This is a genomic window from Pseudomonas fluorescens (assembly GCF_002022275.1).
In the GTDB taxonomy this organism is placed as follows: domain Bacteria; phylum Pseudomonadota; class Gammaproteobacteria; order Pseudomonadales; family Pseudomonadaceae; genus Aquipseudomonas; species Aquipseudomonas fluorescens_AJ.
Map to the genome: position 1 here is coordinate 72,782 of NZ_MSDF01000062.1, position 25,121 is coordinate 97,902.

The following is a 25,121-nucleotide window of genomic DNA, read 5'->3' on the forward strand; positions in this document are numbered from 1 at the left end:
TCAGGTATTGGGGCTGCTACGCAGCCCAGCGCGAGCAAGCTCGCTCGCCACAAAAGCTGGCTCACCACTCACGCTAACCAGGTCAGTCCTCTGTGCCGGTCATGCTTTGCAGCACATCATCACGCCGAATAAGCCCGTGGAACAACGCCGCCGCCAGGTGCAACAGCACCGTCAGGAACAACAGGTAGGCGAGGTAACCATGGGCTTTGCGCAATAGCGCAAACAACGGCGCATTCGCCCCCACCAGCGCCGGCAATTGCACCGAACTGCTGAGCATTACCGGGTCACCCGCCGCCGAAATCATCGCCCAACCCAACACTGGCAACACCAGCATCAACGCATAAAGCAGCACATGCGAGGCCTTGGCCGCCAACGCTTGCCAGAGCGGCAGGTCGGCAGGCAATGGCGGTTGGCGAGTGGAAAACCGCACGATCAGCCGTACAATCACCAACGCCAGAATCGCAATACCCAGCGGCTTGTGCAGGTTAATCAGCCACTCATGGCGTTCCGACACCGATGCCGCCATGCCCGCGCCGATAAACAGCATGGCGATGATCATCAGCGCCATCAGCCAATGCAGCAGGCGCGCCAGGGGGGCGAAAAACCGTGGTTGAGCATTCATGGCTTCGACTCCTGAGGGGCACTGTGCAGCGGGCTGACTTCACCTGCGCGACGCACGTACGAACTGGCATAAGCGGCCGAGCGCGCGGCCAGCAATGGGTCGTTGGACGCTTCAATGCCGCTGGGCAGAATCAGCGGGTCAAAGTTGATATCGCGGCAGTCGCCATCCGCTTGCGGCTGGCTGCTTTGCAGCACCAGAGTGCCGGCATTCAGCACCTTGTGCTCACCGGTCCACTGCTTGCTGGCATCGTCAAGCGGGTCCCCGGGGTTGGCCAGGGTCAGGTTCAATTGCCAGCGCAGCGGTCCTGCCGACAGGCGCTGCACCAGGTCTTTTTCGAGGTAGTCGCTGCCGGACGGCGCCATGTCACCCGCCGCGTCCTTGCTCTGCGGGACGACACCCCAGCGCACGGCCTGACGCTTGCCATCGGCACCCATCAGAAAAAACGCGTTGATGCTGTTATAGGTCTCCGTCGCGTAACTGGCCGAAGGTTTGGCCGTCTTGACCCACGCCAGAAACTGGGCCGTTTCCGGATGGGAAGCAAAAAACGCCGGCATATTGGCCGGGTTCGGTTTGCCGGTGGCCGGGTCTGGTGCGCCAGCCTGAAGCAATTGGTAGAACGCCTCAGGCGTGCCCACCGGGAACACGGGCATGCTGTTCATGCCTGTGCGCCACTGCTGGCCGTTGGCCTGACTGAATTGCAGGGCTAAACTGCGGATCGGCACACTGCTGTCCGGCGCATAAGGGTTGCCGCTGGGCAGGGCAAAACGACCAATGACCGGAGTTTTCGCCTCGCTGAATACCTGCGCGCTGGAGTACGCGCGCGCCTCAGGGCTGCTCTCGAAATAACCCGCCACACATACGCCCTTGCCATGGTTACGTCGGAAGCCCGGGTGGATGCCATTGTTGGTTTCCAGGGCATTGACCAGGGTTTTGGGGCGCAAGCGCTGTGGGTCAAGCGTGCCGTTGACGTAGGCAAATGCCCCGGCAACAACCGCAACCACGGCACCGATCCCGGCGAGTCGCGCGATCAGGCTCGCAGTACTCAACCGAGGACGGGGCGGTGATGAGTGATCTACCATGAAGTGACTCCAGGGCCAGAGGCCTTTGGGGGTGAAACATAAGGTCGGAACATTAAGACGAACGCCGATCCGCTCTATTCCAGGCCCTTGAGTTTATTTTTCAGGAAAAGGAATAACCTTCAGCGCCGGACGTCTCTCTAGTCCCAGCGTAGTGACCAGCCAGCCAACCATGCATGAACTCGACGAACAGTTACGTGAACTCATCCCCAGGTTGCGGCGTTTTGCCGTGTCCCTGACCCGTAACGCCAGCAGCGCCGACGACCTGGTGCAGTCGACCCTGGAACGGGCGATCATCAGTTGGGCCGACAAACGCATCGAAGGCGACCTGCGCGCCTGGCTGTTCTCGATCCTCTACCGGCAGTTTCTCGATGCCCACCGTCGCAACCGGCGCTACGCACGCATGCTCGAATTCTTTACTGGCCGTGACGACGCGCAACCCTCGGTGGAGCGCACGGTGATGGCCCAATCGGCCCTGCAAGCCTTTGACCAGCTCAATACCGAACAGCGCGCCCTGCTGCTCTGGGTCTCGGTCGAGGGCTTGAGCTACAAAGAAGTCGCGGAGATTCTCGACGTGCCTATCGGTACGGTGATGTCACGCCTGTCCCGCGCGCGCCAAGCCTTGCGTCAACTCAGCGATGGCGAAATTGCCAGCCCTTCCTTGCGGATACTCAAATGATCAGCCTGCCCCCCAGCGAACGCGATTTGCATGCCTACGTCGACCACCAACTGCTGGAGAGTGATCGGCGCGTGCTTGAAACCTGGCTGGCCGCCCACCCTGATGTCGCAGCCCAGGTACACGCCTGGCAACAGGATGCACACCTGCTGCGGGCATCGTTGAGCGGAGCCTTGCAACACCCGGCCAACCCTGACCTTGACCCGGCGCTGATTCGTCAGCGCATAAAACATCAATCGCGCCGCCACTTCGCCACGGCGGCCGTACTGCTGCTCGCCGTGAGCCTCGGCGGTTTGGGCGGCTGGCACGCCCGTGAAGCCACCCAGCCGTCGACGCCGCCCATGGCCGATGCGATGCAAGCGTTCCGCCTGTTTGCCCAGGACGGCATCATGCCTGCCGACTACAACACGCAAGACGGCGGGACCATGCAGGCCTGGCTGGACCGCTATTTCAACCAGGCCCATCGTCTGCCGGACCTGAGCCAGTCGGGTTTCAAACCGGTCAGCGGGCGCCTGCTCACCACTGAGCAAGGCGCTGCCGCCATGGTGTTATACGAGGACCCGCAAGGTCGGCGCATCAGCTTCTACATTCGCCCGCCGGGCCCGGAAAACGGCTTTCTGCCCCGTGGCCGTCGCAGCGCTGACGGGCTACAGGCCGAATACTGGTCGGGCGCGGGCTACAACTATGCGGTGGTCAGCCCGGTGGACCAGCCGACCACGCAGATGCTGAAGTTCTAGAACCCCACGTCCAGCACCACGTTGTCCAGGTAGGTGCCGCCGGGCGGCGTGGTCTGGTCGGTGTAAACCTTGGCGTTGTAGTTGAACACCTGGCTGCCGGTGCCGAGGCCATTGCCGGGGTTGACCTCGGCAGTGGAGCTGTCACGCCGCGCTGCACCAACGCTGCCCCAACGTGTGGTACCGGCGCTTTTGAAGATGTCATAGGCCAGATAATTGGTGCCCGAGATCATGCGCCGACGCCCGCCCACGCTCAGTGGGTTCTGGCCGTCGCTCAGCCCCACGCTGTAGGCGCTGCCTTTGGTGCAACTGATATTGATGGTCTGGCCGGTGACCGGGGTAAAACCGCTCACCACCGGCGCGCTGCCAAAGCTGATATTCGGCGCGGTGATCTGACAGTCGTTGGTGACGGTCATGCTGACCGTCAGCGACGACGTGCCGGAACCGATATCGCGCCCCGCGCAGATGCCGCCGATGCCAATCCCCGAGCAGTAGTTCCAGTTCCAGGCAATGCTCAACGTTTCCGTGTACAAACCCGCCGCCACGTTACTGCCGGTGATACTGCTCAAATACAGCGGCAAGGTTTTCGCCCCGGGCCCTGACACCAACCCAAAGCTTTGGGCAATGCCGGTGGCGGAGCCGAAATCAAACTGCGTACCGCGCGTAATCGGGTAACTGGTGGTGTTGTTGCCATACAGCGTGTAGCTGATCACATCTCCTGTCGGCCCCACCATTCCGCCTTGGGCCAAGCCTGTCACGGTGGCGTAAAAGTGGTCGCTGGACACCAGCAGCGAAATCAGTGTGGAGGTGCAGCGCAACCCCGAGTTAGTGGTCGAACTGGCCTGCGCCGCAGTGCGCACCGTCATCGAACTGATCGAGCCGAAACTGGCCGGCGACGTCGTGACCACCGAGCACACCGCCATCGCCTGGCCCGAAAACAGCAGCCCCACAAGATACAGCCATCCCTTGCCCCTCACCCGCACACTCCTTTTTCAGCCTTTCATTGGCACACCAATGGCCCGATCAGCGGCACGTCCTGCTGCTGCTCATCAATATCAAACGTCGCCTGGCAAGTACGCCCCTCGCCCAACGTGACCTGCAGCGTGTTGTGCGCACTGAGGTTTTCCAGATACACCAGGCCATCCCAGCCGACCACGGCCTGGGTGTTGCTCTGCTCGTGGACCACCAGGCTGCCCAGCGGTAATTCCTGATGCCCGCTATCCACCAGCGTGATGCTCGCGGCGAGCACCCGGCGCAGCGGAAATTCCAGCAGATAGCCACTGCCACGGCGCACCGACACGCGCTGTTCCACGTTCGGGCTCTGCACATTCGGCGGCAGGTTCAACGGATCGATTTCATACTTGGCGCGGTAATACGCACTGCTCCACGGCACCAGCAATTTGCCGTTACGGTCGGTCTGGCCTACCAACTGGTTTTCATAGCGCACCGGAATGCCGGCGAAGCCCTGAGTACTCACCACCACAAACGCGTCATTGATGCGGTTGGCGGCAAAGGTGTCGCCCCCCATCCACACCAACGAGCCACTGGCATCCGCCCATCGGGTCTCAGCGCCGCTGCTGCCGTACACGCCAGCCTGCAATTGCACCGATTGCAGGCGCCAGGTCAGGTCGGCCTGGCGATAGGTCGGGCCGTCGCCCTGGGCATAACCGAGGTTGTAGCCCACCCCGCCGTCACTGGGCACCGCGCTGCTGTAGTTGACGCGCTGGCGACTGGCGCCGTCCTTGCTGCGCTCGGTGCTCAAGGCCAGGCTACCGTTGATATCGAAGGGGATGACCAACTGCGCCTGCATGGCCCAGTTGCTGTCGCCGATCTCGCGGTTGGCCGACAGGTAGAAACTGGTGTTGTGCCACAACGGTTTGCTCCAGCTCAGATTGAGCAGGCGCGTACGCGAATCGTCAGCCGCCTGCACGTCGAAATAGCCGAAGCCCAGGCTGCCGAAGCGCTCAAGGTTGAGGCTCAGCGTCACCTGTTCGCTGCGCTTGCTGAGGCTGGCGTAAGGCGTATCGACCAGGGTCAGGTCGGCGTATTCGTCGCGCCGCTGCACCCGCTGGTACGACAGGCTGTAACGCGAGCTGTTGTACTGATAGCCCAGGCTCAGTTGCTGGCCGGTGCGGCCTTCGAACTGGCTTTGACTCACCGCCGTGTTGAGCACACCGAAGTTACCCAGGCGCAGGTTACCGCCCAGACCGCCCAGGGTCAGGTCACTGGACGCCTCGGCGTGGCTTTCCAGAGTCAGGCTGTCGGAATAACCATAACGGAACGTGCCACTGGCCACGCCTGGCCCGTAACCAAAGTCGCGCACGGTGTAATCGCGGCGCAAGGTCCCGGCCGCCACCGAGAAATCGCTCAAGCCTTGTTGCAGCAGCGTGCTGGTGACGTAAAACGGTACCGTTGTCGACACTTGCCGACCCAGCGCGTCAGTGGTCACCACCACCGCTTCACCCGCGCCGTTGATAAACGGGATGTTGGTCAGGGTGTACGGCCCCGGTTGCAACAGCGCGCTTTCGGATTTGTAACCGTTGATAAACAGGTCCACCGAGGACGGCACTGCCGCCTCACCGGCAAATTGCGGCAAGGGGTAAGTGACCAGGTCCGGGCGCACCGCAAAGTCCCGTGACAACTGCACACCCCCCAGGCGCACCGAGCTGCTCCAGGGCAATGAGCCGCTGATGACGTCGCCCGCCTCGTAGGTCAGCAACCGCTCATCATCAGAGAAACGCCAGGTGGTGTCATAACGCCGATAGCCGTTATTGAGCGTGCTGTCGCTGACACCACCGGCCAGGGTCTGGCGGTATTGCCCGGTGTTGGACAAGGTGCCCCAGTTATCGAAAAGCCGCACTTCGTTCCAGGCGGCTAGGTAGCGGCCGCCGTCATCGGTGTCGTTGAAATACACGTCATAGTTGAGCAAGGCGCCGAAGCTGCTCATCGCCTGGGTACGCGGGTAGCTGTTGCGGTTGCCGATGAACTGCTCCTGCAACCACGACGGCGGCACATCCAGCAGTAAGCGCTGACCGTTGCTGTCGTAATCGCTATGCAGGCCGGGCACCTTGTCGAGGTCGACGCTGCCGCTCAAGTCGCCGGGCAGTTTCATGCCCACGTCCTGCAACGCGCTGGCCGGCACGTAAAGTTGCCCGGCACGCTGATCGACCGCGATGACCCGGCCCGTGTCCATCCTGTTGACCACCAGCTCCAGAAACAGCTGTGCATCGGCGACAGCCTCCATACTGCCCGGGGGCGGCGGCAGGTCGCCAGCCATACCCGGAAGCGCAATCATTGCGCCCCACAGCCCGCTCACCACTGCCACCGACGGCCACCTGCAACAAGCCCGACCACGACTCCATGGCGTTGTGTCCTTCAATGGACATCTCCATCCTGTTAAACCCGGGTATCACCCCGTCCCGCTGCACACACTGTTATCGCTTCGGCGCCAGGCTCTCCAGCTGCGGGGCGCCGTTGATGCGTACCTGCAACGGTTGATCGGCGGACACCGCGTCCGGCACCGGCCAGCGCATGGTCGCGCCCGGCAGCACATAACCCAGCAAACCGTCCACCAGCGGGCGGGTCTGCCCGCCCTGCTTGAACGAAGCATCCGTGAGGCGCGCATGCACGGCGCCTTGATTGCGTACTTCGATGTAAGTGCGTCCGGCCACGCTGACTTTTTGCCAGCTCAGGTCCGGCTTGCCGGCACCTTTCGGGTCGCGCTGACGAGTGGCGTCTTCCTTGCTCCACAGCCCCGCACCGTAGGCAAACAACGGCACCGAATAACGCATCTGAAAGCGAATGGCGGCGGCGGTGTTCTTGCCCTCCGGCGGCGGCGGAACCTGCAGCGCCGAGGGTATTTCGTCGATGATGATGCGATAAGCCAGCTCCTGCCCCGGCGGCACTTCACGGGTGCGCGTCAGGCGTACCAACTGCTTTTGGCCCGGCTCGATCTTCGCCACCGGCGGGCTGCCGATCACATCGCGCTGGTTCTGGTATTGCTCGTCAAAACCGCTCTGGCTCCAGGCAAACACCCGGATCTGCAGGCTGGCGGTCTCGGTGCCGCGGTTTTCCAGCCACAGCGCACTGGCCTGTTGATCGGCCTCCAGCACCGGGTCGATCGGCCAGATCAGCACCGAACTGGCCGCCTGCACAAGCCCTGCGCTGCACAACGCACTCAGAGCAATACCCGCAGCCCACAGCCGCCGGGAAGTTGAACGCATAAACCCTCTCCTTATACCGATAGCCCCTACCACGTCAGCTGCACCTGCAGCGTGTCGCTGTACGTCCCCCCAGGCTGATTGCCCGGTAACTGCACCCGTCCGTAAATCGGCAGGCTGATGTTGTTTGCATCGCTGTACGTCACGTTGACGCTCTGACTGATCCCCAAGGCCTGACTGAACGCCGCATCCCGAAACAATTGGTAAGCCACTCGCGCACTGCCACTGTTGAGCTGCAAATTGCGTCCGGTGCTGCTGTGCAGGCCGCCGTCGACGCTCATGCTCAACGTCACACCCGGTGTGCATTGCAAGGTCACCCCGCCGGTCAGCGCCGCGGTGACGGTGCTTGTTGCCAGGGCCGAATAGCTGCCGTAGGTCAGTGCCCCGTAGTTGGAGCTCCCGCCCACGATCAGGCAGCCCGGCGTGATGGTCGCGCTCACCTGGAAGCTCTGGCTGGTCACCGCCGACAACGGCAGTGGCACGGCCAGCGCGCACGCCAGCAAGACCCTCGCCACCAAACGGTTCATGGCCCTAGAACGTCAATTCCACGGCGACGGTGTCGGTGTAAGTGCCCGCCGGCAGGCCGGCCTTGCCCACCGCACGCCCATAGAGCGCCACGGTCTGCGCGACGCCGGTACTGGTCGCGAGCGTCACCACGCCATCAATTGCCAGGAGCGCGGAGTGCCCGCTGTCGGTGTAGAAGTCGTAAGGGACGAAATTGCCTGCCCCATCGGCCAGGGCACGCGTGCCGCCCGGAGAGGCGCCATCATGTGCACCCGCACGCACCTTGACGGCTGGCGTGGTGCCGGCCGAACACAGGATCGACAATGCGCCGCCGGTGCCAGTGCCGCCGAGCAGTTGAGCGTCGGCGTTGGTGAACAGGCTGTTGGTGGTGCCGAAGTTCAGGCTACCGAAGTTCAGGCCGGTAGCCGCCCCGGAGCCGTTGACCTGGCAACTGGCGATCAGCGTCAGCGTGGAGCTGATCTGCCCGGTCACAGTCGTCGCCGCATTAAGACTGGACGCCATCGCCAGGCCCACTGCGCAAATGCCTATCCGAGATACAAGTGCATGCATGATGTTTATCCTCTTGATTTACCAGTCCAGTGTCACCGTCAAAGTGTCGGTGTAGATCCCTGCCGGTAAGGCACTGGTATTTGCCACCACGGAGCCGAATACCGGGATCGGTAGTTGTGTACCCCTGGCCACGACAAAGTTGCGTTGTTGCCCGATGCTGTAACTGCTGCGGCCCAGCGGGTCGGCAGACAGTCGATAGGGAATGGTCTGGCGCCCATTGCTCAGGCGCCGCGTGGTGCCATCGCCATTGGCGCCGCCGTCGATGGTCACGGTGAAGCTTGAAACCGAGGGGTTGCACGACACCGCGAGCGGCGCCTTGTCACCGTCGGAAATACCTGCGCCCAAGGTCGTATTCCAGGTCGGCCCCTGGCTGCCGAAGTCCAGCAGCGCCGTGCCGCCGTTGGGGCTGACCGGGGCGCTGTCACTGCCTTTGCTCACCTCGCAACTCGCGGTGATCACCAGCCGTGCATGGATCTGCCCGCTCACGGCGGCCGCCTGCACGTCATCCGCCAGCAGCAACAAGCCGCCCATGGCCATCACGGCCAGCGCGCGGCTTACCATGTGACCGTGACCTTGAGCAGGTCGGAATAACGCCCAACGGCGGGGATGCTTTTAAGGGGTTCGATACGGCCATAGAGGGGCAAGTCGACGGAACCGGAGTCCGGCACACGGCCGCTGACCGGCACATCCACCGGCAACGGGATCAACCGTGCGGCGTCGGCGTAGATGCGATAGGGGATGGGTTTGCTGGAAGGGCTCTCGGCGCTCAGGTAGCGCACTTCGCCGACGCCGCCGTGCAGGCCGCCATCCACGCGCATTTGGTAAGGGGTGTCGGGGTTGCATTCGAGGCGCGGCTGGCGCTGGCTGATCAGGGCCGCACTCAGGGGCCCGGCCGGGTCATCCAGACGCGGGCCGCTGCCAAAATCCAATACGCCAAGTTGCTCGATGCCTGCACTGCGGGTGGTGCCCACCAGCTGGCAGCCCCGCTGCACGTCGATACGCACCTCCACCTGGAGTTGCGCAGCGTAAGCCGTGTTGCAGAGCATCGCGCCCATGACTGCCAATACCGCTCGTCCCTTCACTGCCCCAATTCCTTATACAGGGGTGACTGCTGTGTATGAGGTTAGTCATTCAGAGGGAAACTGCCAGTCCGGCAAGGATCGCGCGTATGTCATGCCATTTCGAGATAGCGGGTCGCGCCCTTCTCTATTGGTCAAATCACCGCACACGCCCTACAGTGAGCGACCACCGAAACACAGAGTGCCCCGCATTGGCCGTGCTTTCCCTGATCCAGCGCCTGCTGCGCAAAAAAACCGAAAACCCCAACAATTCGCCTATCCCGGGGTTCTTCCGCAACAAGGCCGAGCAGCAGGGCTTCACCCTGAGCAACGGCCAGGTCCGCGCGATTGACGCGCTGGCCCGTGAAACCGCACACCTGCTCGCGGGCCAGCCAACGCGCAGCCTGTACCTGCACGGCCCGGTGGGGCGAGGCAAAAGCTGGCTGCTCGACGGCTTTTTCCAGGCGCTGCCGATCGCCGAGAAACAGCGTGTGCACTTCCACGATTTTTTCGCCCAATTGCATCGCGGCATGTTTCAGCACCGCGGACATGACGATGGCCTCGCCGTGACCCTCGATGACCTGCTGAAGGGCTGCCGGGTGCTGTGTTTTGACGAGTTTCACGTCCACGATATCGGCGATGCGATGCTTATCAGCCGGCTGTTCCAGGCACTCTTCAAGCGCGGCGTGCTGGTGCTGGTGACTTCCAACTACCCGCCGGAAGGCTTGCTGCCCAACCCGCTGTACCACGAGCGCTTCAAGCCGGTGATCGACCTGATCGCCACGCGCATGGAGGTGCTGGAAGTCAGTTCGCCTCAGGACTTTCGCAGCCTGCCTCAGGCCCAGAGTTCGCAACGCTTTACCCGCGGGCAGTATGTCTGGCCGGGCACGGCGCAACAGCGCGAGGCACTCGGCCTGCCTGCCGCCGATTCCCCACCACTACGGTTGACCGTCGGCACCCGACAGTTGACCTGCCGCCGCCATCAAGCGCGCACCATCGCCTTCACCTTCAACGACCTCTGTGAACAGCTCACCGCCGTCATGGATTACCTGCTGCTGTGTCAGGACTACGACCACTGGGTCATCGACGGCCTGCCACCGTTGGCCGACTGCCCCATCGCCGTGCAACAGCGCTTTATCAACCTGGTAGACGTGCTCTACGACCGCGACAAGCAGTTGACCCTGATCGGCGAACAGCCCCTTGAAAGCGCCTTGAGCGGCCAGGCGATCGACCTCGCACGCACCGCCAGCCGTCTGGGCCAGTTGCAAACAACCCGCCCGCAACACACGCCCGACCCGGTATCATGAGCGCCATTTACGCCCTCTAGCCGAGTGATCGTGCCGTTCATGAATACCCTCGCCCAACTCAAAGCCGGCCAATTGGTCGGTGCCACGCGCCTGGACCTGTCTTGCGGGCTGACCGAATTTCCCCGGGAAATCTTCGAACTGGCCGACACCCTGGAAATCCTCAACCTCACGGGCAACGCCCTGAGCAGCCTGCCCGACGACCTGCACCGCCTGACCCATTTGCGCGTGCTGTTCTGCTCGGACAACGCCTTTACCGAGCTGCCGCCAAGCCTGGGCCACTGCGCCAAGCTGAGCATGATCGGCTTCAAGGCCAATAAAATCAGCCACGTACCTGCCGCTGCCTTGCCGCCGTTGCTGCGCTGGCTGATCCTTACCGATAACCACATCAGCCAACTGCCGGATGAGTTGGGCGAGCGGCCGTTGCTGCAAAAGCTGATGCTGGCCGGCAACAGGCTGACACACCTGCCGCAAAGCCTGGCCCAGTGCAGCAACCTCGAACTGCTGCGCATCGCGTCCAACCGCCTGACGCAGTTGCCGCAGTGGCTGCTGACGATGCCAGGCCTGACCTGGCTGGCCTACGCCGGCAACCCGGTGGAAATGGCGGTGGACGTGGCGACTGATGACGCGACGCCGGATATTCCCTGGTCTGAACTGGAACTGGGCGAGGTGCTGGGCGAAGGCGCTTCGGGGATTATTCGCAAGGCGCTGTGGACGCCTGCTGCCAAGCCTGTCGCGGTCAAACTGTACAAAGGCACCATCACCAGCGACGGCTCGCCGCTGCACGAAATGCAGGCCTGCATCGCCGCCGGGCTGCACCCGAACCTGATCAAGGTGGAAGGCCGCATCGTCGGGCACCCCGATGGCCAGGCCGCGCTGGTGATGGACCTGATTGACCCGAGCTACCGCAACCTGGCGGCGCTGCCGAGCCTGGCGTCGTGCACCCGGGATATCTACGAGCCGTCTGTTCGTTTGAGCCCGGACGTGGCGTTGCGCATGGCGCGGGGCGTGGCGTCGGTGGCCGCGCATTTGCACCGGCACGGCATTACCCACGGCGACCTGTACGGCCACAATATTCTGTGGAATGCGGCGGGTGATCTCTTGCTGGGCGACTTTGGCGCGGCGTCGTTCCATGCCACGGCGGATACCCTGGAAACACGGGCGTTACAGCGCATTGAAGTGCGCGCGTTCGGGGTGCTGCTGGGGGAATTGCTGGAGCGGGTTGAAGGGGTGAAGGATGAGGCGCTCAACGCGCTGCAGGCGCGTTGCTGTCAACCGGATGTGCTGGCGCGGCCTGGGTTTGAGGAAATCGAAGCGCTGCTCAATTCTTTCCAACACCCATAAACCCGTGTGGGAGCGGGCTTGCTCGCGAATACGGTGTATCAGTCAATTAATCGGTCGACTGACACTGCGCATTCGCGAGCAAGCCCGCTCCCACATTTGGACCGAGTTTTTCAGCCAGGGATTAGCCAGCCAGGCCGACGAACATGTCCTGCACGTCGTCATGGTTGTCCAGGCCTTCCAGGAAGGCTTCAACTTCGGCCATCTGCTCGTCGGTCAGACCGCTGACCGGGTTCTTCGCGATGTAACCCAGCTTGGCCGACAGCACGGTGAAACCCTGCTCCGGCAACGCTTTCTGTACGGCGTCGAGGTCGGTGGTCTCGGTGATGAACAGGGTCGTGCCCTCTTCTTCGCCGTCTTCAAAATCCTGCGCACCGGCTTCAATGGCGGCCATTTCCGGGTCGGCGTCCGGGGTTTCCGGCGAGGCCTCAATCAGACCCACATGGTTGAAGTCCCAGGCCACGGAGCCCGAAGCGCCCAGTTGGCCCTTACGGAACGCCACGCGGATTTCCGCCACGGTGCGGTTGATGTTGTCGGTCACACACTCGACGATCAGCGGCACCTGGTGCGGCGCAAAACCTTCGTAGGTCACGCGGTGGTACTGCACGGTTTCACCCAGCAGGCCGGCGCCTTTCTTGATGGCGCGGTCCAGTGTTTCCTTGGGCATCGAGGCCTTTTTGGCCTGTTCCACCACCAGACGCAGGTGGGCGTTGGTCGCAATGTCGGCGCCGTTGCGGGCGGCGATGGTGATTTCTTTTACCAGCTTGCCGAAGATCTTGCCCTTGGCATTGGATGCCGCTTCTTTATGTTTGACTTTCCACTGTGCGCCCATGACTCACTCTCTTCTCGTCCATCGCGCCGAAACGTCTACTGGCCGGCGCTTTGGGGGCAGAGTTTATAGGGCAAAAAAAAATCGTTCCAGCAAAAAACCGTCAAGACGCCAACTCGAAAAACGCCTGGATCAAGCGCAGTGCGCGGCGTCGCTCCATGCAGCCAAGCATGTGCCGGTTCACCAACCCCTCGCCCTGCAAGGGAATGGCATGCACCCGTGGGTCGCGACTGACTTCCATGGATGACACCACGCCCACCCCCAACTCAGCGGCGACGGCCTCCGTCACCGCCTCGCGGCTGTCGAGCTCCAACAACACTTTGGGCTTTACGCCCGCAGCGGCGCAGGCGTCATCAAACGTACGACGGGTGATCGAGTTTGGCTCACGCAGCACCATGATCACCTCGTGCAGTTGCTTGAGATGAATGCCCTTCGGGTCAGCCAACCAGGGATGGCCCGCCGGCACCAATGCGCAGATGTTTGATTCACTCAGCGGTTCCAGATGCAAGCCATTACGCGGCTCGACCTCCGTCAACACCGCCACGTCCGCGTGTTCAGACAACAGCGCCGCCAGGGTTTCCTGGGCATTGCCCAACCGCAGGTTCACGGTAATGCCCGGGTAGCGTGCACGCAGCCGCGCAATCATCGGCATCACCAGGTGCGGGCCATCCGCCGCCACTTCGAGGCGCCCGGTGAGCAATTGACGATTGGCCTCAAGCAAGGTCTGCGCCTCGTCCACCAAGCCGAAAATCGCCCGGGTGATCGCCGCCAGGCGCGTGCCTTCCTCGGTCAGTTCCACGCGCCGCGCGGTTCGGCGCAGCAGCGGGATCTGGTAGTGCTCCTCCAGCGCCTTGATATGCCCGGTTACTGCCGGCTGGCTGATAAACAGCCGAGCCGCCGCACGGGTAAAACTGCCCTCACGGGCCACGGCATCGAATGCACGCAGTTGAAACAAATTCATAGCTATCGGCCTCGCTGATAGCTCGCATAACAACAAACAATTTGATTGATGACAAGCCAAACTGCAATTTAGGCACCGTAGATTCAGCCCCGGCTTTATAAGGATTCGAGATGAACACCGCCGCGCCCATCCTGCTCACTCCCGGCCCCTTGACCACGTCGGCCCGCACCCGCCAGGCGATGATGGAAGATTGGGGCTCATGGGATGACCGTTTCAATCAACTCACCGCCAGCGTCTGCGAGCAATTGCTGGCGATCATCAATGGCGCCGACAGCCACCACTGCGTGCCGTTGCAAGGCAGCGGCACCTTCGCCGTCGAAGCTGCCATCGGTACGCTGGTGCCACGCGACGGCAACGTGCTGGTGTTGATCAACGGCGCCTACGGCAAACGCCTGGCGAAGATCTGTGAAGTGATCGGCCGTGACTTCAGCACCTTCGAAACCGCCGAAGACAGACCCACCACCGCTGCCGATGTGGACCGCCTGCTGCACGCCGACAAGGCGATCACCCACGTGGCACTGATTCACTGCGAAACCAGCACCGGCATTCTCAACCCGTTGCCGGAAATCGCTCAGGTGGTGAAAAACCATGGTAAGCGTCTGATCATCGACGCGATGAGTTCCTTCGGCGCATTGCCGATTGATGCCCGCGAAATACCCTTCGACGCGCTGATCGCCGCCTCCGGCAAGTGCCTGGAGGGCGTGCCCGGCATGGGCTTTGTCTTCGCCGATAAAAAAGCGTTGGCCGCAGCCCAAGGAAACTGCCACTCCCTGGCAATGGACCTGTTCGACCAGCACAGCTACATGGCCAAGACCGGCCAATGGCGTTTTACCCCGCCCACTCATGTGGTCGCGGCGCTGCACGAGGCGCTGCTGCAATACGCCGAAGAAGGTGGGCTGCCAGCCCGTCACCAGCGTTATGCACGCAATTGCCAGGCATTGCTCGACGGTATGGCCGAACTGGGCCTGCGCAGCTTTTTGCCGGCGGCGATTCAGGCGCCGATCATCGTTACCTTCCACGCGCCGCAAGATCCGCGCTATCAATTCAAAGACTTCTACGAAGGGGTCAAGGCCAAGGGTTTCATTCTCTACCCCGGCAAGCTGACCCAGGTAGACACGTTCCGCGTGGGCTGTATCGGCCATGTCGATGCGGCGCACATGCATGCCGCCGTGACCGCCATTGCCGAAGTCCTTCACACACTGCACATCAACCTTCCTCGTCGGGACCGCAACCATGAACTATGAAAACCCCAACACCCTGCAGGCTGTGATCCTTGACTGGGCCGGCACTGTGGTTGACTTTGGCTCCTTCGCCCCCACGCAGATCTTCGTCGAGGCGTTTGCCGAGTTCGATGTGCAAGTCTCTATCGAAGAGGCCCGTGGCCCGATGGGCATGGGCAAGTGGGACCATATCCGCACCCTGTGCGACCAGCCGCAGGTGGCCGAGCGCTACCGCAAGGCCTTCGGCCGCACACCGACGGACGACGACGTAACCGCGATCTACCAGCGCTTCATGCCGCTGCAGATCGAGAAAATCGCCGAGCATTCAGCGTTGATCCCCGGCGCCCTGGACACCATCGCCCGCCTGCGCGTGCAAGGCATCAAGGTCGGTTCCTGCTCCGGCTACCCCAAACAAGTGATGGACAAAGTCGTCGCCCTGGCCGCCACCAATGGCTACATCGCCGACCACGTGGTCGCCACCGACGAAGTACCAAATGGCCGCCCATGGCCGGCGCAGGCCCTGGCCAATGTGATCGCGCTGGGCATCGATGACGTGGCGGCTTGCGTCAAGGTCGACGACACCGTCCCGGGCATCCTCGAAGGCCGCCGCGCCGGGATGTGGACGGTGGCCCTGACCTGCTCCGGCAATGCGCTGGGCCTGACTTACGAGCAGTTTCGCGCCCTCGACGCCGCCACACTGGCCAGCGAGCGCAAGCGCATCGAAGCGATGTTCGAAGGCTCACGCCCGCACTACCTGATCGACACGATCAACGACCTGCCTGCGGTCATCAGCGACATCAATAAACGCCTGGCGCGCGGTGAAATGCCGCAAAGCCACTGATCGAGGTCAAAACAACGGCACTTGCGCCAGGCGGACCGCTCAAAACCGGCATACAGTTAAAGCACTCCATCACAAGAATGGAGGTATGCCCTGATGAGTGAGGAACCCAGCGATGCCGTGGAAAAACTCCGATACACGCTACAGCACCATGTCGATCGCGCTTCACTGGTTGATGGTGGTGCTGCTGGCGGTGGTTTACGCCTGCATTGAGCTACGCGGCCAGTTCCCCAAAGGCAGTGGCGGGCGCACATTGATCGTCGAAATGCACTTCATGTTTGGCCTCACCGTGTTTGTGTTGGTGTGGCTGCGTTTGTTTGCGCGCAGCCTGGGGGTGGCGCCGAAGATCGTGCCCGCGCCGCCACAATGGCAAAGCCTGTTGGCCACGCTGATGCACTTTGCGTTGTACGCCTTGATGATCGGCATGCCGATTGCGGGCTGGCTGATTGTCAGCGCCGAGGGGCATTCGGTGATGTTCTACGGCATAGAACTGCCGCCGCTGATTGCGGAAAACAAGGCTTTGGCCAAGCAGATTGAAGGCTGGCATGTGCTGTTCGGCAAGGTCGGTTACTGGCTGATCGGGCTGCATGCGTTGGCGGCGCTGGCACATCACTATGTGCTGCGCGATAACACGGCGATGCGGATGATGCCAGGTGGGAGCGGGCTTGCCCGCGATAGCGGTGGGTCAGTCGGAAAATCCATTGACTGACATACCGCAATCGCAGGCAAGCCAGCTCCCACATAGGGTTTTGTGCTAGACGGTAAAGCCTCGGCGGCCTTGCAAGCCGCCGGTGTGGACGAAGATCAGGCGGGTGCCTGGGGCGAAGCGCCCGGCGTCGATCTGTTGTTTAAGCGCCAGCAACGCCTTGCCGGTGTACAGAGGCTCCAGCGGTAAATCGCAGGCTTGTTCCGTGGTTTGGATAAAGTCCAACAGCTGCGGATCAACCTTGGCAAACCCGCCCCGGCTGGCATCGAGCAATTCATACCCGCCCTGCACGATGGCCCCTACGTTTTGCGCCACACCATGATCGTCCGGCACCGCCATGGCGCCGTAGACCGGGTGCGCACCCGCCTCGGCCAGCGCCAGGCCAGCCAACGTGGTTCCGGTGCCAGCCGCCAGCCACCATCCGTCGTAATCGGTCCAGCCCAGTGCGCTTAACTGCGCACGGGCCTGCTCGACCAACACTCCACAGCCCGTCGCCCCTTCGATGCCACCACCGCCTTCAGGCACCGGGTGCAGTTCGGGGTATCGCTCACGCCATGGCTGCCAGAAACCCGGCTCATGACGCGCGCGGTAGCCGCCATAGCCCAGCCAATGCAGCTGCATGCCGAACGCTTTCAGGTCGAGAACAGTGGGTGTGTCTTGAGGATGGCCGCGCAGCAGGCCGACGGTAGGGAAATCAAAACGTTTCCCCGCCGCCGCCAGCGCGTGCAGATGGTTGGAGTAAGCGCCGCCCAGGCTGATGATGCCTTTGGCCATTTGCGCCTGCGCCAGGTGCCCGGTGAGCTTGAACCACTTGTTGCCGCTGATCAGCGGGTCGATGCGGTCCAGGCGCAACACGGCCAGCTCGACGCCTTGCAGCCAATCCAGCTGCAAGGGTTCAAGGGGCGCGTGGGGAAGCCAGTCAAATGGACCCATCGGGGGTGGTCTGAATGAAAAAAGGGGCGGTAGTCTAACACCGCCCCTTCTCTCGTCTTACAGCTCGGCAGCGAGGCGCGAGCCCTGGTTGATCGCGCGTTTGGCGTCCAGTTCGGCCGCCACGTCGGCGCCACCGATCAGGTGCACGTTCTGGCCGGCGGCGACCAGGCCGTCCTGCAGTTCGCGCAACGGATCTTGCCCGGCGCAGATGACGATGTTGTCCACTGCCAGCACTTGAGGCTCACCCTCGGCGCCGATGCGGATGTGCAGGCCTTCATCATCAATCTTCAGGTATTCGACGCTGTTGAGCATCTGCACCTGTTTGTTCTTCAATCCGGTACGGTGGATCCAGCCGGTGGTCTTGCCCAGACCGTCGCCGACCTTGGAAGCTTTGCGCTGCAGCAGGAACACGTCACGCGCCGGCGCATGGGGCTGCGGCTTGATACCGGCCACACCGCCACGGGCTTGCAGCTGGGTGTCGATGCCCCACTCTTTCCAGAACGCGTCGCGGTCCAGGCTGGTGGACACGCCCTGATGCACGAGGAATTCCGAGACGTCGAAGCCGATACCGCCGGCGCCAATCACGGCCACGCGCTTGCCCACAGGCTTGCGCTCGAGGATCACGTCCAGGTAGCTCAACACCTTGGCGTTCTCGACGCCCGGAATCGCTGGAGTGCGCGGCGCGATGCCGGTGGCAAGGATGATCTCGTCATAAGCGCCGGCCTTGAGTTGCTCCACATCCACGCGGGTGTTGAGGCACACCTCGACGTGGGTGGTCTGCAATTTACGTTTGAAGTAGCGCAGGGTTTCGAAAAACTCTTCCTTGCCCGGCACACGCTTGGCGATATTGAACTGGCCGCCGATCTCGCTGGCCGAATCGAACAAGGTCACTTGATGGCCGCGCTCAGCCGCCACGGTGGCCGCCGCCAAGCCCGCAGGGCCAGCGCCGACCACGGCGATTTTCTTGATCTGCTTGACCGGCAAGTAGTTGAGTTCGGTTTCGTAGCACGCCCGCGGGTTGACCAGGCAGGTGGTCAACTTGCCGCCAAAGGTATGGTCCAGGCAGGCTTGGTTACAGCCGATGCAGGTGTTGATTTCATCGGCACGCCCGGCGGCGGCTTTGTTGACGAAGTCCGGGTCGGCGAGAAATGGCCGCGCCATTGAGACCATGTCGGCGTCGCCTTCGGCAAGAATCTGCTCGGCGATTTCCGGGGTGTTGATGCGGTTGGTGGTGATCAGCGGGATGTTCACCGCGCCGCGCAACTTGGCGGTGACTTTGCTGAACGCACCACGCGGCACTTTGGTGGCGATGGTCGGAATGCGTGCTTCGTGCCAGCCGATGCCGGTGTTGATGATGGTCGCGCCGGCCTGTTCGATGGCCTTGGCCAGTTGCACGATCTCTTCCCAGGTGCTGCCGCCCTCCACCAGGTCGAGCATCGACAGGCGGAAGATAATGATGAAATTCGGGCCAACGGCTTCACGTACGCGGCTGACGATTTCTACGGCCAGGCGCATGCGGTTTTCGTAACTGCCACCCCAGCGGTCGGTGCGATGGTTGGTGTGCGCCGCGAGGAACTGGTTAATGAAATAACCTTCCGACCCCATGATTTCCACGCCGTCGTACTCAGCGACCTGGGCCAGCAGCGAGCAGGTCACAAAATCCTGGATCTGCTTCTCGATGCCCTCCTCGTCCAGCTCTTTGGGCTTGAACGGGTTGATCGGCGCCTGAATCGCGCTCGGTGCGACTTGTTTCGGGCTGTAGGCATAACGGCCGGCATGGAGGATCTGCATGCAAATCTTGCCGCCCGCGGCGTGCACCGCCTGGGTGACGATTTTGTGCTTTTGCGCCTCTTCGTCGGTGGTCAGCTTGGCTGCACCGGCGTACACGCCGCCCTCATCGTTCGGGCCGATACCCCCGGTGACCATCAGGCCGACGCCGCCACGGGCGCGTTCGGCAAAGTAGGCCGCCATGCGCTCGAAACCGCCGGGCTTTTCTTCAAGGCCGGTGTGCATCGAGCCCATCAGGGTGCGGTTGCGCAAGGTGGTAAAACCCAGGTCCAACGGGGCCAGCAGGTGCGGGTAGGCAGCAGCGGTCATGGTACAGCTCCACAACGGATCATCACGGGACGTGGAAGGCTCGAATGGCCTGCCATCGGTTTATGTCCCACAGACTAAAAGCCGATTGCCTACCGCTCAATGACTGAAACTCACAACTTATTGATCCAAATGCACAGCGCCCCTTGGCAAGCCAGGCCATGGGCCCTACCCTAGTCGGCGAACCCCATTCCCGGTCTGTTGTCTGTTGCCCCATGCGTAAACTTCTAGCGTTCACCGTCACCATGGCCCTGGTTGCCGCCGTCGCCGCGTATCTGGTCTGGACCCAGGAGCGCCCCGTGGCGCATTACCTGTCGGACCTGCGTATTACCCTGGCCGTCAATGAAGGCGTACCGGCCGATCGCGGCAACTTGTTGGGCATCCAGCCGGAGCTGTTCCCGGCTGACTATCAGAGTGTGGAACGCCTGCACCTGAAGCTTGCGGCTTACCTGCAAAAGGCGCGCGACCAAGGGCTGATTAATGCAAAAACGATCGTCGTGCTGCCGGAACATATCGGCACCTTGCTGATGCTCAGCGGCGAAAAAAACGAGCTGTACCAGTCCATTCACCTTAAGGATGCAATGAACTGGCTGTCGGCCAGTAACCCGTTTTTGTTTGCGCGGGCATGGCTCAGCGCCACGGGTGATAACCGCACGGACGACGCTTACCTGCGCATGAAAGCCCCCGCGATGGCGCGTGACTATCAGACGCTGTTCGGCGGCCTGGCCAAGGAATTTGGGGTCACGCTGGTGGCTGGCTCCATTGCCCTGCCCGACCCCAGCGTAAGCGACGGGCATTTGCAGGTCGGCCATGGCGCGCTGTACAACGCCAGCATTGTATTTGGCGCCGACGGTTTGCCGTTGGGCCAGCCGCAACGCCAGTTCTACCCGATCTACGATGAGCGCGGTTTTATTGAGCCGGGTGATGAAAACATCGTGAGCGTGGTCGACACCCCGGCCGGGCGCTTGGGCATTCTGATCGGCAGCGACAGCTGGTACCCGGACAACTATCGCAAACTCAATGAACAAGGCGCGCAACTGGTCGCAGTGCCGGCGTTCGTGACCGGTCGTGACACGTGGGACCGCCCATGGCGCGGCTTTAAAAGCGTGTCCACGCCCACTGAAATCAGCCTCAAACCCGAAGAACTCAGCGAGGGCGAAGCCTGGCGCCGCCTCACCCTGATCAGCCAACAGCCGATCAGCCACGCCAGTGCCGGCATGAGCGTGTTTCTGCGTGGCCAGTTCTGGGACCTGGGCACCGCCGGTCACAGCTTTCTGAGCAATAACGGGCAGGTCACCGCCGACAGCGACGCGCGTGGCGCGCGCCTGCTGAATATCTGGTTGTAACGCCGTGAAGCCGGTGCGCCTGGGGGATTTGTCGGTAGGCTTCGTGCAAGCCCTGGCCGACGCCATTCACAGTCACGGCCTGGACCCGCAGCCCTTGCTGCTGCAATACGGCCTGGACCCGGCGCGCCTCGCCGAAGCGGGCGCACGCTTGTCGATCCCGCGCTATATGCGCCTTGGCCATGCCGCCATCCAGTTGACCGGCGACCCGAGCCTGGGTTTGCGCATGGGCCAATTGAGCCGTTTGAGCCAAGCGGGGCTGGCCGGAGTGACCGCAGCGCAAGCGCCCAACGTGCGCGAAGCCGCACGCACGCTGACGCGCTTTGAAGCGCTGTACGGCTCCAACTACCGTGGGCAATCGAGTTTCCATGAGGACGCCGAAGGCGCCTGGCTGCGCTTCTACTCCATCAGCCCGTACAACGCCTACAACCGTTTCGTGGTGGACTCGATCATCGCCGGCTGGCTGCACCAATTGTCGAGCCTGGCCCAGCAACCGCTGCAGGCCCAGCGCATCGAAATCGAATTTGAAGCGCCGGAGTACAGCGAACACTACAGCGTATTGGGCGACAGCCCTGTGCACTTCGGCGCTGCCGCCAACCAACTGCGCCTCAACCAGGCGACGCTGGCCCTGCGTAACCCGCAGCACTGCCCAAGCACCTGGCACTTGTTGTTGCAGCTATGTGAAAGGGAGCTGGAGCAGTTAACCCGCACTCGCAGCCTGCGCGAGCGCATTACCCGGTTGCTCGGGCCGATGCTCAATGGCGGCCGGGAACCCGACCTGGAAGAAGTGGCGGCACGCTTGAAGCTGCCAACCTGGACGCTGCGCCGCAAACTGGCCGACGAAGGCACTCAGTTTCGCGCAATTCTCAACGATACCCGCCGCGATTTGGCCATGACCTACATTCGCGACACTGAACTGGCGTTCGGCGAGATCGCCTACTTGCTCGGTTTTGCGTCAGCTCAAGCCTTTCAACGCGCGTTCAGACGGTGGAACAACCAGACCCCAGGGGAATTTCGCCGCAGTCAGCGGCATTCCGCCTGAAGTCGGTCTTACAGCTCGGTGGCGTCATCGGCCGGATCCAGCGGATCCAATTCAAACGCCTGGTACTCCAGCAGTTCTTCCTGGTAATCGTCCATGGTGGACTCCTTATCTGTTAAAAGCAGTTGCAAGTAAATGACCTGCAAACTCAGCCTAAAGTGCCGTGATGACGAAAAAATGTCGGCGTCATGACGTTCTTGCACTCACAGATAAAACGTAGCAGGGCTGCGGAGATTTATACCGCAGCCCCCAATACTTAATTCGCCGGAGTCGGCAGGGGCGGGATTGCTTCGGTCGGCGCGGGTAACGCAGGGTCAGTGGGCGCCGGGGCCGTCACGGGCGCTTGCGTCGGGGCGATCGGAGCGGGCTCAGGCGGCAGCGCAACCGGTTGCGAAACCGCAGGCGCAGGCGCTTCTTCTTTCGGCGCTTCGACCTTCTCAGCAGGCGCAACCGGTGCAGCGACCGGTGCAACAGCAGGTTCGGCCTTGGGTTCCGGCACCCCCAATTCAGCCTTGGGCTTCTCGGGAATATGCTCGGCCTTTTTCACTTCCTGCGGCAGGAACACATCCACCAGCGCGAAGTAACGGTCGTAGAACTTCGGTGCCGAGACGGTCTCGCTCGCCACTTTCACCATCGAGTCATCGGTGGAGCCAATCGGCATCGACACCGAACCCAGCACGCCCACACCCAGGCTCGCGGAGTTGTTGACCTTTTTCAGCGCGTAGCGATCCTGCAAGGCGTTGGCGAACATCGTCGAATGGTTCGAACCTTTACTGCCGTCAGCGGCACACACCACGTTGAAGCTGATCTGCAGGTGAGTTTCGCCGGTCTGCTGGAAGCTTTTGTTACCCACGACCAGTTTCGGGTCGCTGCTGGTGATGATGTAACCCTGGCTCAGCAGCGCACGCCGCGCGGCTTCGCACGCAGCGACGTCGCTGACGGGGTAATCACGGGAAAACGTGCCGGAATCGTCGAAATTTTCATGTTCATAAATAGCGGTCTTGGGTGACGAGCAGCCCGCGGCGCCCGCCAGCACCAGCGCCAACCCGAGGCTACGCAAGTGAAATGATGTCGACATTGAAAATCCTGAGGAAAACGGTCCGGGGCGTATTGTGCAACAGAACGAGGCCTTGGCGCGCGCATTCCTGTCGGTAAAACGTCACGGCCGTATCAGACGGGGGCTGCAGGAAAAAGCCTCGCGCTCACAGGCTCGATAAACACCCGCAGTTTGGCTGCTGCATGGCGGTTTGATGGCCATCGCCACCGCCCTGAGGGCTCGCCACCAGTGCTGAAATGTCATGGAATAAATAACCGCAACGGGACGTTGAAAGTGAACAGAGCAAACAACCGCACCTTCAACGAGCGAACTCATGACTGCATCTACCGAAAATCCGAGCTTGTATGGCTCGCAACAAGACTACACAACCATGTTCCAGATGATTTTCGGGGGGTATGTGTCCCAGGTCGTGTACACCGTCGCCCGACTCTCGTTTGCCGAGCACTTTGCCCGTGGCGTGCGCACGCCAGAAGGCATCGCCGAGGCAGAGTCACTGGATGTACAAGCCACGTTCCGGTTGATGCGCGCCTGTGTCAGCAGCGGTTTGCTCCGCTATGACGCCAAGACGGGTTTCAGCTCAACACCGCTGCTTGACGTCCTGCATGCCGACGCTCCCAACTCCATGCGTGGTGTCGCCTTGATCATTCCCGCCCAAGGCCATTGGCTGCCCTGGGGCCGCCTTGAACACGCCGTGCGCAGCGGCGAGCCGCAGGCCGTGGCCGCATTGGGCAAAAGTGCGTGGCAACACCTGGCGGACACCCCGGATGAAGCCGCAGCGTTTGCCCTGACCATGAAAAGTGTTTCCCAAGTGTTCAATGGCGAAGCGGTGAAACATATTGCGACCGGCCAATCGACCCTTGCTGTCGACATCGGCGGCGCCAATGGCACGTTGGTTCACGCGTTGATGATGGCCAACAGCGACCTGCAAGGCAGGGTGTTCGACCTGCCTCACGTGGTGCCCACCGCCATTGACGCCGCCCGGGAACACGGCCTGGAGGCGCGTTTCTCGGTAACCGGTGGCGACTTCCTGACCGACGCCCTGCCCGCCGGCGACCTGTATTTGCTCAAGTTGATCCTGCACGACTGGGATGATCAAACCTGTGCGTCCTTGCTGGCTAACTGCCGTAACAGCATTCGCGCGAAGGGGCGCCTGATCATCGTCGAGCAACTGCTGGGCGACATCAACGAACCCGGCTTCAACCCGTTGATGGACCTCGACATGCTGGTGATGCTCGGCGGCAAGGAGCGAACGTTGCCGGAGTACACCACGCTGCTCGCAGCCCACGGCTTCAAGGTGACAGGCGTGACCCCGACGGCTTCGCCCTTTGCCATTATCGAAGCCGTAGCGGTTTAACAAACATCACGTCAAAACGCCCCGGCTTCTTCCTGGCCAGGGCATTTTATTCACACCAGGCGGCGACCCAGCAATTGCCCGGGCCAGCCCTGCAGGTCAAACGTCGAGAGTCGTTCATAGCCGCAGGACTCATAAAAACGCACCAGCGCCCCTGTGCCGCCGCCGTAGCAGTCCACTCGCAGGCGCTTCACCCCTGCAGCCCGGGCGCGATCGTCTGCAAAGGCCATCAGGCGCCGGCCAACGCCACGTGCACGTTCATCCCGGGCGGCGATCAGCAGCCGTACATACACTTCCGGCTCGGTTGCTGAGGGCACATAGGCCATGGGGTCGCCGAGTACGAGCGCGCCGCGGATACGCCCACCCGGCGCCTGCACAACCCACGCACCCGGCATCGCGCAGGCTTCAGACACCTGCGCGACCCGCTTGGGCAACGTGGACCAGGGTTCAATGCCCCATTGTCCGTCGTTACCCATCTCCACAAACCAGGAGATAACCTCGTCGAACACCTGCAGCACAGCGGGGGCATCCGTCACATTGGCGCGGCGAATAACCCAGTCATCCATTCCTTGAACCTGCACGCCTGAAACTCCTTTTTTGAAAGTGCCGATCACTTTAGCGCACACAAAAAAAAGCCCCCGGTCT

25 protein-coding genes are annotated in these 25,121 nt (G+C 62.1%); 10 read left to right on the top strand and 15 right to left on the bottom strand.

The genetic code is table 11. From position 1 onward, the window contains the following. Positions 1–82: 82 nt before the first annotated feature. Both BFW87_RS30555 and BFW87_RS30560 read right to left on the bottom strand, forming a co-directional pair. A complete protein-coding gene (locus BFW87_RS30555; protein ID WP_078743433.1) occupies positions 83–622 on the bottom strand; it encodes a cytochrome b in 540 nt (179 codons plus the stop codon). Beyond that, on the bottom strand, positions 619–1,701 hold the full coding sequence (locus tag BFW87_RS30560) for a catalase family peroxidase (protein WP_078743434.1): 1,083 nt from the start codon (positions 1,699–1,701) through the stop codon (positions 619–621). The genes BFW87_RS30555 and BFW87_RS30560 overlap by 4 nt, the downstream gene beginning before the upstream one ends. A 169-nt stretch (positions 1,702–1,870) precedes the next feature. Here BFW87_RS30560 and BFW87_RS30565 point away from each other — a divergent pair, with 169 nt between their 5' ends. Together BFW87_RS30565 and BFW87_RS30570 are read left to right on the top strand one after the other, a co-directional pair. Further along, complete coding sequence (locus tag BFW87_RS30565; protein ID WP_078743518.1) at positions 1,871–2,377, top strand: sigma-70 family RNA polymerase sigma factor; 507 nt, start codon at positions 1,871–1,873, stop codon at positions 2,375–2,377. Next, positions 2,374–3,111 (top strand): anti-sigma factor family protein, encoded by a 738-nt coding sequence (locus tag BFW87_RS30570; RefSeq protein WP_078743435.1) that lies wholly within the window; start codon positions 2,374–2,376, stop codon positions 3,109–3,111. Before BFW87_RS30565 ends, BFW87_RS30570 begins: the two co-directional genes overlap by 4 nt. Here BFW87_RS30570 and BFW87_RS30575 read toward each other — a convergent pair. From BFW87_RS30575 to BFW87_RS30605, 7 genes are all read right to left on the bottom strand, one after another. Then, the gene (locus BFW87_RS30575; protein WP_078743519.1) at positions 3,108–4,031 is read right to left on the bottom strand and encodes a Csu type fimbrial protein; all 924 of its coding nucleotides are present in this window, start codon (positions 4,029–4,031) and stop codon (positions 3,108–3,110) included. The genes BFW87_RS30570 and BFW87_RS30575 overlap by 4 nt on opposite strands. Positions 4,032–4,108: 77 nt before the next feature. Next, positions 4,109–6,385, bottom strand: a complete 2,277-nt coding sequence (locus BFW87_RS30580; RefSeq protein WP_254865979.1) for a fimbria/pilus outer membrane usher protein — start codon at positions 6,383–6,385, stop codon at positions 4,109–4,111. Between the two features lie 157 nt (positions 6,386–6,542). Continuing rightward, a complete protein-coding gene (locus BFW87_RS30585; protein WP_078743437.1) occupies positions 6,543–7,331 on the bottom strand; it encodes a fimbrial biogenesis chaperone in 789 nt (262 codons plus the stop codon). 26 nt (positions 7,332–7,357) lie between these two features. Beyond that, on the bottom strand, positions 7,358–7,855 hold the full coding sequence (locus tag BFW87_RS30590) for a Csu type fimbrial protein (RefSeq protein WP_078743438.1): 498 nt from the start codon (positions 7,853–7,855) through the stop codon (positions 7,358–7,360). A gap of 4 nt (positions 7,856–7,859) precedes the next feature. Continuing rightward, positions 7,860–8,402 (bottom strand): Csu type fimbrial protein, encoded by a 543-nt coding sequence (locus BFW87_RS30595; RefSeq protein ID WP_078743439.1) that lies wholly within the window; start codon positions 8,400–8,402, stop codon positions 7,860–7,862. An 18-nt stretch (positions 8,403–8,420) separates the two neighbouring features. Next, positions 8,421–8,963, bottom strand: a complete 543-nt coding sequence (locus BFW87_RS30600) for a Csu type fimbrial protein (protein WP_078743440.1) — start codon at positions 8,961–8,963, stop codon at positions 8,421–8,423. Continuing rightward, positions 8,957–9,457, bottom strand: a complete 501-nt coding sequence (locus BFW87_RS30605) for a Csu type fimbrial protein (protein WP_439848408.1) — start codon at positions 9,455–9,457, stop codon at positions 8,957–8,959. The genes BFW87_RS30600 and BFW87_RS30605 overlap by 7 nt, the downstream gene beginning before the upstream one ends. 215 nt (positions 9,458–9,672) lie before the next feature. Between BFW87_RS30605 and zapE the strand changes: the two genes are divergently transcribed. After that, positions 9,673–10,767 carry a cell division protein ZapE gene (gene zapE, locus BFW87_RS30610; protein ID WP_078743442.1) on the top strand — a complete coding sequence of 365 codons (1,095 nt, stop codon included), beginning with the start codon at positions 9,673–9,675 and terminating at the stop codon, positions 10,765–10,767. 39 nt (positions 10,768–10,806) lie between these two features. Continuing rightward, positions 10,807–12,108: a protein kinase gene (locus BFW87_RS30615; protein ID WP_078743520.1), complete on the top strand. Its 1,302-nt coding sequence runs from the start codon at positions 10,807–10,809 to the stop codon at positions 12,106–12,108. 121 nt (positions 12,109–12,229) lie between these two features. Here BFW87_RS30615 and BFW87_RS30620 read toward each other — a convergent pair whose 3' ends face one another. Beyond that, positions 12,230–12,937 carry a YebC/PmpR family DNA-binding transcriptional regulator gene (locus BFW87_RS30620; RefSeq protein WP_078743443.1) on the bottom strand — a complete coding sequence of 236 codons (708 nt, stop codon included), beginning with the start codon at positions 12,935–12,937 and terminating at the stop codon, positions 12,230–12,232. Positions 12,938–13,037: 100 nt separating this feature from the next. Further along, positions 13,038–13,895 carry a LysR substrate-binding domain-containing protein gene (locus tag BFW87_RS30625; protein ID WP_078743444.1) on the bottom strand — a complete coding sequence of 286 codons (858 nt, stop codon included), beginning with the start codon at positions 13,893–13,895 and terminating at the stop codon, positions 13,038–13,040. 110 nt (positions 13,896–14,005) lie between these two features. Between BFW87_RS30625 and BFW87_RS30630 the strand changes: the two genes are divergently transcribed. The 3 genes from BFW87_RS30630 (at position 14,006) to BFW87_RS30640 (ending at position 16,662) form a co-directional block, all read left to right on the top strand. Beyond that, positions 14,006–15,139, top strand: a complete 1,134-nt coding sequence (locus BFW87_RS30630; RefSeq protein WP_078743445.1) for a 2-aminoethylphosphonate--pyruvate transaminase — start codon at positions 14,006–14,008, stop codon at positions 15,137–15,139. Then, positions 15,129–15,956 (top strand): phosphonoacetaldehyde hydrolase, encoded by an 828-nt coding sequence (gene phnX, locus BFW87_RS30635; RefSeq protein WP_078743446.1) that lies wholly within the window; start codon positions 15,129–15,131, stop codon positions 15,954–15,956. The genes BFW87_RS30630 and phnX overlap by 11 nt, the downstream gene beginning before the upstream one ends. A 112-nt stretch (positions 15,957–16,068) precedes the next feature. Further along, positions 16,069–16,662 carry a cytochrome b gene (locus BFW87_RS30640; protein ID WP_078743447.1) on the top strand — a complete coding sequence of 198 codons (594 nt, stop codon included), beginning with the start codon at positions 16,069–16,071 and terminating at the stop codon, positions 16,660–16,662. A 45-nt stretch (positions 16,663–16,707) separates the two neighbouring features. On the opposite strand, the gene BFW87_RS30645 is transcribed toward BFW87_RS30640, so the two are convergent. Beyond that, positions 16,708–17,592: a 1-aminocyclopropane-1-carboxylate deaminase/D-cysteine desulfhydrase gene (locus tag BFW87_RS30645; RefSeq protein WP_078743448.1), complete on the bottom strand. Its 885-nt coding sequence runs from the start codon at positions 17,590–17,592 to the stop codon at positions 16,708–16,710. A 57-nt stretch (positions 17,593–17,649) separates the two neighbouring features. Next, positions 17,650–19,689 carry an NADPH-dependent 2,4-dienoyl-CoA reductase gene (locus BFW87_RS30650; RefSeq protein WP_078743449.1) on the bottom strand — a complete coding sequence of 680 codons (2,040 nt, stop codon included), beginning with the start codon at positions 19,687–19,689 and terminating at the stop codon, positions 17,650–17,652. A gap of 212 nt (positions 19,690–19,901) precedes the next feature. Between BFW87_RS30650 and BFW87_RS30655 the strand changes: the two genes are divergently transcribed. Together BFW87_RS30655 and BFW87_RS30660 are read left to right on the top strand one after the other, a co-directional pair. Beyond that, positions 19,902–21,032 (top strand): carbon-nitrogen hydrolase family protein, encoded by a 1,131-nt coding sequence (locus BFW87_RS30655; RefSeq protein WP_078743450.1) that lies wholly within the window; start codon positions 19,902–19,904, stop codon positions 21,030–21,032. 4 nt (positions 21,033–21,036) lie between these two features. Continuing rightward, a complete protein-coding gene (locus tag BFW87_RS30660) occupies positions 21,037–22,071 on the top strand; it encodes an AraC family transcriptional regulator (RefSeq protein WP_078743451.1) in 1,035 nt (344 codons plus the stop codon). A 253-nt stretch (positions 22,072–22,324) separates the two neighbouring features. On the opposite strand, the gene BFW87_RS30665 is transcribed toward BFW87_RS30660, so the two are convergent. After that, positions 22,325–23,146 carry a DUF2242 domain-containing protein gene (locus BFW87_RS30665; RefSeq protein WP_078743452.1) on the bottom strand — a complete coding sequence of 274 codons (822 nt, stop codon included), beginning with the start codon at positions 23,144–23,146 and terminating at the stop codon, positions 22,325–22,327. Positions 23,147–23,438: 292 nt separating this feature from the next. On the opposite strand from BFW87_RS30665, the gene BFW87_RS30670 reads away from it, so the two are divergent. Next, on the top strand, positions 23,439–24,479 hold the full coding sequence (locus BFW87_RS30670; RefSeq protein WP_078743453.1) for a methyltransferase: 1,041 nt from the start codon (positions 23,439–23,441) through the stop codon (positions 24,477–24,479). A 50-nt stretch (positions 24,480–24,529) separates the two neighbouring features. Here the strand turns inward: BFW87_RS30670 and BFW87_RS30675 are convergent, their stop codons facing one another. Further along, on the bottom strand, positions 24,530–25,042 hold the full coding sequence (locus BFW87_RS30675; protein ID WP_078743454.1) for a GNAT family N-acetyltransferase: 513 nt from the start codon (positions 25,040–25,042) through the stop codon (positions 24,530–24,532). Positions 25,043–25,121 lie beyond the last annotated feature (79 nt).